Source organism: Microcystis sp. 0824 (genome assembly GCF_003112475.1).
GTDB classification, from domain to species: Bacteria; Cyanobacteriota; Cyanobacteriia; order Cyanobacteriales; family Microcystaceae; genus Microcystis; species Microcystis aeruginosa_C.
Genome location: NZ_BDSM01000053.1, coordinates 67,062 through 74,894 on the forward strand (window position 1 = coordinate 67,062; position 7,833 = coordinate 74,894).

Consider the following 7,833-nt stretch of genomic DNA (forward strand, 5'->3'; position numbering starts at 1 on the left):
ATTAGTTAAAAAGGATTGACAATGTTACACATATCTGACCTCAATGTTTACTACGGAGAAAGTCATATTTTAAGAGATGTTGATCTTAACATTAATGCGGGAGAAATGGTCTGTTTAATCGGACGTAATGGCGTGGGTAAAACTACCCTATTAAAAACCTTGATGGGTATCTTAAAACCGCGAGCGGGAGCAATTAATTATGAGCAACAAAACCTGATTAATAAAACCTCAGATCAAAGAGCCAGATTAGGACTGGGTTATGTGCCGCAGGGTAGGGATATTATTCCCCGTCTAACGGTAAAAGAGAATTTAATTCTCGGTTTGGAAGCTTTACCCACAAGGAGAAAAAATGCCACAATTCCCGAAGAAATCTTCGATTTATTTCCCGTTTTAAAAACCATGTTATCGCGGATGGGAGGAGATTTAAGCGGTGGACAACAACAGCAATTAGCCATCGCTCGCGCCTTAGTGGGGGAACCAAAATTATTGATTTTAGATGAACCCACGGAAGGAATTCAACCGTCAATTATTCTCGAAATTGAAGCGGCGGTGCGGCGTATTGTTGCCAGTAAAGGAATCGCCGTTTTATTAGTAGAACAACACCTGCATTTTGTCCGCCAAGCTGATCGATATTACGCCATGCAGAAAGGGGGAATTGTTGCTTCCGGTTTCACGAGCGAATTAAGTCAAGAAGTCATTCAGCGATTTTTGGCGGTTTAAACTTAACTTTTTTCTTGATAAGTATGTAGGCGTTAAAAATTATCAGACACCCGCCTTATCAAGGGATATCCCCCCGCCTATCGGCACCCCCCTTATCAAGGGGGGCAGGGGGGATCAAAGACAAAATCTATCTTCAATTTAATTATAACCACTTACTTATATGACTCAAATAGTCGTAATTGGTGGCGGGGCAGCGGGATTTTTTGGCGCAATTAAAGCGGCAGAATCTAACCCAAAAGCTGGCGTTACTATCCTAGAAGCAGCAAAAGAACCTCTGGCGAAAGTGCGGATTTCGGGAGGGGGACGCTGTAATGTCACCCATCATTGTTTTGACGTTTCCCAATTAGTTAATTATTATCCTCGCGGTGGCAAAGCACTACGGGGAGCTTTTAGTCGGTTTCAACCCCAAGATACTATTAAATGGTTTGAATTGCGAGGGGTAAAACTCAAAACAGAAGCGGATGGGCGAATGTTTCCCAGCACCGATAATTCTGAAACTATTGTTAATTGTCTGCGGGAAAGTGCGACTTTTGCTGGGGTTAATTTAAGGCTAAATTCCCCAGTTAAATCGGTTAAAAAACAGGAAGAAAGTTTTTTAATTGAATTAAAAAGAGATGAGCAAATTAGGGCAGATAAGCTTTTAATTGCTACGGGAAGTAATCCTTTTGGCTATCGTACCGCTCAAGATTTAGGTCATTCTCTAGTCTCTCCTGTGCCTTCTTTATTTACCTTTCAAATTGCCGATCCTCGTCTGCAAGATTTGTTAGGGGTTACTGTGGATAAAGTGCGAGTTCGTCTTGGGGGAAGTAAATTAGAACAAATCGGACCTTTATTAATTACCCATTGGGGAGTTAGTGGCCCGGCTATTTTAAAACTTTCTGCTTGGGGAGCGCGGGTGCTTCACGAGCATCATTACCGAATGCCTTTAATACTTAATTGGTTGGGGGATTATCATCCTGAAAAATTGCGAGAAATTATCTTACAAACTAAAAGTGAATATCCCAAAAGAAAACTTTTTAATTATTGTCCCTTTGAGCAGTTACCTAAGCGTCTTTGGCAGAGTTTATTAAGTTACTTGACTGTTAACCCGGAAACTCCCTGGGCCGAATTATCTAAAAATACTCTCAATCGATTGATGATTGAATTACAGCAAGGGGAATATCAAATTAAAGGAAAAGGGGTGTTTAAGGAGGAATTTGTCACCTCTGGGGGAGTGAATCTTCAGGAAGTGGATTTTAAAACTATGGAAAGTAAAATCTGTCCGGGGTTATATTTTGCCGGGGAGGTACTAGATATCGATGCAGTCACGGGAGGATTTAATTTTCAAAGTGCTTGGACCACTGGTTATCTCGCCGGACAAGCTATGGGCAATAGAAGGGTGTAGGGTGTAGGGAGAAACAATTCATAACTTGAGAGTTAATCACACTATTAAAAAGGGATTTGGGATAAAAGTCTTATTCAACAAGGTTTTTAGATTTATTCAGCCAGCCCTACTTATACTAAATCCTGTTTAAAAAGTATAGGATAGTGGGGTGTGGGGTGTGGGGTGTGGGGAGAAACAATTCATAACTTGAGAGTTAATCACACTATTAAAAAGGGATTTGGTATTAAACGTCGTAAAATTGATTTCGCCGCTAATAAAAAAGTCGATTGACACAGGGAGCAGTTAGCGACCAAAATTGACTCTATTAGCCGTTGGCAAGCTTGAAACTTGATTGTGTAACAGGTTAATTAAGTCTAGCTCGATCTCGAAAAAAAACAACTAATAATGATCATCGCAGGAGAAAGAAGCGGAGTCGGTAAAACGACGATTACTCTGGCAATCTTGGCCTATTTAATCAGTCGTGGCGATCGAGTGCAATCTTTTAAAGTCGGGCCCGATTATATCGATCCCATGTTCCATACCCATTTTACCGGTCGCCCCTGTCGCAATCTCGATCCGGTTTTAACTTCCGAAGACTATGTAAAAACCTGTTTTGCCCAACATTGTCAAAATGTCGATTATGCTCTGATTGAAGGGGTAATGGGGTTATTTGATGGCATTCAATTAAGCGATACTCAATTTCCCGATTATGCCAGCACCGCCCATATTGCCCGTATTTTAGGGCTTCCTCTGCTATTAGTTATCGATTGTAGTCGTTTATCTACCTCGGTCGCCGCTATTGTCCGCGGTTATCAATCTTTAGATAAAAATCTCCATCTAGCCGGAGTTATCCTCAATCGGGTTGGTAGCGATCGCCACTTGCAATTACTGCAAACCGCCCTAGAATCCATCAATATGCCGATTGTCGGGGTTTTGCGTCGTCAAGATTCCCTGACAATTCCCGATCGCCATCTAGGATTAGTTCCCAGGGATGAACTAGGAGAAATCAGGGAACTGCAAGATCAACTAGCTTCTATTGCCCAAAACTGCTTTAATTGGGACATTCTCTTGCCTTTACTGACTATTTCTCCCCAAGAGAACCCGAAAAATCCCCCAGAAGCAAATAAGCTTTTTGCCCCTATCCGTATCGGTATTGCCAGAGATAAGGCTTTTAACTTTTATTATCCCGATAATCTCGATATTTTAGCCAATTTAGGCGCGGAATTAATCTTTTGGAGTCCCCTGCAAGGAGCAAATTTGCCCGAAAACCTGCAAGGATTGTACTTTGGTGGCGGTTTTCCCGAAATCTTTGCCCCGGAATTAGCCGCTAACACCCCTATCCTAACTCAGGTGAGAAAAGCGATCGCATCTGGAATGCCCACCTACGCCGAATGTGGGGGATTAATGTATTTATGTGACAAAATAGTGGATTTTGAGCAAAAAAATCATTCTATGTTGCGAATAATCCCCCAATCTGCTATAATGTCCCCGAAGTTAACCCTAGGTTATCGACAAGCCATCGCGCAAGAGGAGACGATCCTGCTCAAAGCAGGTCAACCAGTGCGCGGCCATGAATTCCATCGCTCCCAATTAAGCGGGGTAAGCGACGCACCGATTTACCAACTGCAACCATTCCCCAAGGGTGCTATCAATGGCGAAGGGTGGCAAGGTAAGAATCTGCACGCTTCCTATCTCCACCTCCATTTTGGGGCTAATCTCAGTCTGCCGAAAAAATTTTTAGCTGCCGGCCTTGATTTTTTCCGAACAGCTGCGTTAAGCTGATTGCAGATAAATTTGATAATCAATCCGTTAAGGGATACAGGAGGTGATGTCGATGGTAGAAAGTAGTAAAAGCATGGGTCTCCTAATCGACAATAGCCGGCTGTGCGCCGGGGCTGTTCTCTAGACCCCCACGTCTAAACAAGATTTAGACTAGCTGGAGTTCCTTCCGGCAGTCTGGTGTCGATTCCGATGACCCGCTACACCGCCCTTACCGAGCAATTGGTAAGGGCGGATAGTTTTTGAGGGTTGCTAGGCGACGGGGAAACCCCAGAACCTTGCCGGACTCGTCTAGACGAGCCTGTTGTTTGAGCTTAAGTCTTTTCTCTGTAAGGATTTTAACCTACCTCTAGTTTTTGTTTAAGTGCCGTTAGAATCGACAGGGTGGCCACTTTGTCAACCGGTCAAGGGAAAAAATGAGATCGCATCTTTCCCTAAACAATTAAATCGTGTATAATGGCAAAAGAATAGAAAGGCTATATGCGTAATCAAACTGTGTAGTCAACCTATAAGGTGTGAGGAAAAAACCATCATGTTAAGAATGTTCTGGAAATCATTGCTGGTTAGCCCAGCGATTTTAGGGGCTACCCTGGTAGCTTCCGCTAATGCTAGTAGCTTCGAGCCCGTCAAATCTACCAGTGTTTCTACCGAATTTAACAATCTAGAAATCGCTCAAGTTCAAGACAATGGTGCAGGAACTGGCGAACTACTCAATCAGATCGAACGGTACGGTAACGAAGGTCAAGTGGCACCCGTACAAGGCAACAGCATCGATCAAGTCACCAGCGTTAACCAACTGCGCGATGTTTCCCCCACAGCTTGGGCCTATGAAGCCCTAAGAAGCCTTGTGGAGCGCTATGGTTGTATTGTTGGTTATCCCGATCGCACCTTCCGGGGCGACCGAGCTTTAACCCGTTGGGAATTTGCGGCTGGTTTAAACGCTTGCTTAAACGTGATGGAACGTTTAATTCAAGATGGTGTCAACGTCCTCAAGGAAGACTTAGATGCCCTCAAGCGCTTGATGGATGAGTTCCAAGCCGAGTTAGCAGCTTTAGGAGCTAGAGTTGACAACTTAGAAGGCCGGGTGTCTTTCCTCGAAAATAATCAATTCTCCACCACCACCAAATTAGCTGGGGAAGTTATCTTCGCCATTACCGATACGGCTGGTGCGGGCAGCCCCGCCTCCCAGGCCGCCATGCAATACCGCGCTCGTTTGCTGTTTAACACGAGCTTCACCGGTCAGGACTCATTGAAAACCCGTTTATCGGCGGGTAGTGCCACTCGCTTCGGATTTGATTACAAATCGACCACCACACTACAAAATGGTGATCCCGCTTCCGTCAGATTCGATAACCTGCAAAGCCCTTCCCTATCCCAAACTTGGACCGGTGCCGGTAACGGTAGCGATGTGGTTATCGACTGGTTGGCCTACTATACCCCGATTGACTTAGGTAGTTTTGGTCGCTTCAATACCTACGTCGCCGCTTGGGGCGGTATTTGGAATGACTTCGTTCCCACCACTAACCCCTTCTTTGAAGACTTCGACGGTGGTAATGGTGCGCTATCTACCTTCGCTTCCGAAAACCCCATCTACCGCATCGGTGGCGGTTCTGGTGCTGGTGTTAACCTACAGTTAGGCTTCCTCCAAAGCATTCTTGGTCCGACTTCCCTCTCTTTGGGTTACTTAGCCGGTGGCGCTACTTCCCCTGCTGATCCCAATCCGGGCAACGGTCTCTTTAACGGGGACTACGCCGCTTTAGCACAGATTAATGCCAATCTTTTCAACTTCTTGAACCTTGGCTTTACCTACGTTAACGCTTACCAAAGTGCTGACACCGCCATCTTCGGTAACGGTGGTTCCTTCGGTGCAACGGGGACTTCTGCCGCTAACCTTTCCCAAACTCAGTTAAATACCCTGCTCAACGTCAACGGCAACGATCCGGGTAGCGTCACCCTACAGGATGAAGTTGGTTTCTTCAACTTCGGAGCCAAAGTATCCAATAGCTACGGTTTAACTGGTGCAGTGGATATTGGTTTCGCCAGCTTGAGTGCCTTCGGTTCCTACTCCACCGTGCGCTTACTCGGTCTCGGTGATGCGGAAGTGTGGACTTACGGTGCTGGTATTGCCTTCCCCGACTTAGGTAAAGAAGGAAATATCTTAGGTCTGTTTGCTGGTGCGCAGCCCTACATCGGTCATTTAAGCTTCCGAGACATGGGTCTAAAAGTATCTAACATCGTTCCCTACCACGTTGAATTGTTCTACAAGTACCAAGTCACCGACAATATTTCTATCACCCCCGGTGTCATCTGGATTTCTGCACCTGAACAGTTCAAAGGCACTGGTAACGAGTGGATTGGCACCCTTCGCGGCACCTTTACCTTCTAGGATTTCCTAAATTAAACCCAAAACCCCACCATAGGTGGGGTTTTGTTTTAGGCAAATAAACGCTGATATTCTATCTGGATACAAGCGTCCATAATCACATTTAAACCCGCCTCGATCGCTTTTTTTTCCGCAACTGGGTGATAAATTTTCAATTGTGTCCAAAGAGTAGCAGCCCGAATAGCAATAGCTGACTCGACAATTTCAGGTAAATAATCAGGATGACGAAAAACGTTAACAATATCCACGGGTTCGGGGATAGCCTCTAGAGAAGGATAGCAGCTTTGACCGTCAATTTGCTGGACCATCGGATTGACAGGATAGACTCGATAACCCACCGCTTGCAGGAATTTGGCCACCTGATAGCTGGCGCGACTCGATTTCTCAGAATGCCCGACCACTGCGATAATTTTACTATTGCTGAAGATGGTTTTGAGCGCACCATCGTCTCCTTTAATATTCGGCATTGTCCCACCTATCTTAGAACATAGTTTCGTTTCTCATAAAGATGAAGTGTAACCTAATTTGGTATCGACTTTTAACTGCAGCTTTAGCCACTCTGGAAAACTGGCAGCAATGTTTAACTTTTTTACTGGAAAAACAGTTATTACCAATCCCAATCAATCCCTCGGTATCTCTAGGAAAATTTACCCGATGGTTGCCCCTAAATCCTCTGACTTTAGTTAGTACAAAACCTGATGAATTATCTTAGTGTTATCATTCCGACTCTTAATGAGGAGTTAAGAATTGCAGCAACGTTAAAACAGATAGGCGCGGGAGTAGAAATTATTGTTGTCGATGGGGGAAGTACCGATAAAACCAGAGAAATAGCCGAACAATTGGGAGCGAAAGTAATTATTTCTTCTCTTAAAAGTCGTGCATTTCAGATGAATTTAGGAGCTAAAATAGCGAAAGGAGATATTTTGTTATTTCTGCACGGAGATACTTTACTTCCCCATGAATTTCAAGAACAAATTATCAATACTTTATCCCAATCTGGGATAGTAGCGGGAGCTTTTGAATTAAAAATTGATGGAGAGGAAAAAACCCTGCGTTTAGTGGAAAAATTAGTTAATTGGCGTTCTCGCTGGCTTTCCCTTCCCTACGGAGATCAAGGAATATTTTTAAAAGCCTCAATCTTGGCCGATTTGGGCGGTTTTCCTGAGTTGCCAATTATGGAAGATTTTGAATTAATACAAAGATTGAAAAAAAGGGGTAAAATAGCCATAGTTTCTGCTCCGGTGATTACCTCGGCAAGACGTTGGCAAAAATTAGGAGTTGGCAAAACCACCTTAGTTAATCAATTAATAATTATTGGTTATTATCTAAAAATTCCGCCTAGTTTGTTGAAAAGTTTTTATCGTTTATGGTAATAAAGGCTTGCTTAAAAAGTATTTTAGGTCATTGTGCAATGTAGGGGCGCAGGCGTTGCCCAAAATGTGAAATTGTGAACATTTTTCAGCCAATATCCAAGAGAGGCAAATACAATTATACAATCGAAGAAACCCTACCAAAGAAGAGGTTTCCATGGCCAAGCTATTAACAAAAATTATCAAAAATGCGGGGGGGGGTAAGCATTACTTATTGG

7 protein-coding genes are annotated in these 7,833 nt (G+C 43.9%); 6 read left to right on the forward strand and 1 reads right to left on the reverse strand.

Annotated elements, in window-relative coordinates; all coding sequences use genetic code 11:
* Positions 1-21 precede the first annotated feature (21 nt).
* From urtE to N0824_RS17700, 4 genes are all read left to right on the forward strand, one after another.
* Complete coding sequence (urtE, locus tag N0824_RS17685) at positions 22-720, forward strand: urea ABC transporter ATP-binding subunit UrtE (protein WP_108937702.1); 699 nt, start codon at positions 22-24, stop codon at positions 718-720.
* Between the two features lie 160 nt (positions 721-880).
* Entirely contained in the window at positions 881-2,104 is a 1,224-nt protein-coding gene (locus tag N0824_RS17690) for an NAD(P)/FAD-dependent oxidoreductase (protein ID WP_108937703.1), read from the forward strand.
* Positions 2,105-2,488: 384 nt separating this feature from the next.
* Positions 2,489-3,865 (forward strand): cobyrinate a,c-diamide synthase, encoded by a 1,377-nt coding sequence (locus tag N0824_RS17695; protein WP_108937704.1) that lies wholly within the window; start codon positions 2,489-2,491, stop codon positions 3,863-3,865.
* Between the two features lie 529 nt (positions 3,866-4,394).
* The gene (locus tag N0824_RS17700; protein WP_108937705.1) at positions 4,395-6,248 is read left to right on the forward strand and encodes an iron uptake porin; all 1,854 of its coding nucleotides are present in this window, start codon (positions 4,395-4,397) and stop codon (positions 6,246-6,248) included.
* Between the two features lie 47 nt (positions 6,249-6,295).
* On the opposite strand, the gene N0824_RS17705 is transcribed toward N0824_RS17700, so the two are convergent.
* A complete protein-coding gene (locus tag N0824_RS17705) occupies positions 6,296-6,712 on the reverse strand; it encodes a CoA-binding protein (protein ID WP_046662953.1) in 417 nt (138 codons plus the stop codon).
* Between the two features lie 41 nt (positions 6,713-6,753).
* Between N0824_RS17705 and N0824_RS17710 the strand changes: the two genes are divergently transcribed.
* Positions 6,754-6,957 (forward strand): hypothetical protein, encoded by a 204-nt coding sequence (locus N0824_RS17710; protein ID WP_108937706.1) that lies wholly within the window; start codon positions 6,754-6,756, stop codon positions 6,955-6,957.
* Positions 6,944-7,618, forward strand: a complete 675-nt coding sequence (locus N0824_RS17715; RefSeq protein ID WP_108937707.1) for a TIGR04283 family arsenosugar biosynthesis glycosyltransferase — start codon at positions 6,944-6,946, stop codon at positions 7,616-7,618. Before N0824_RS17710 ends, N0824_RS17715 begins: the two co-directional genes overlap by 14 nt.
* Positions 7,619-7,833 lie beyond the last annotated feature (215 nt).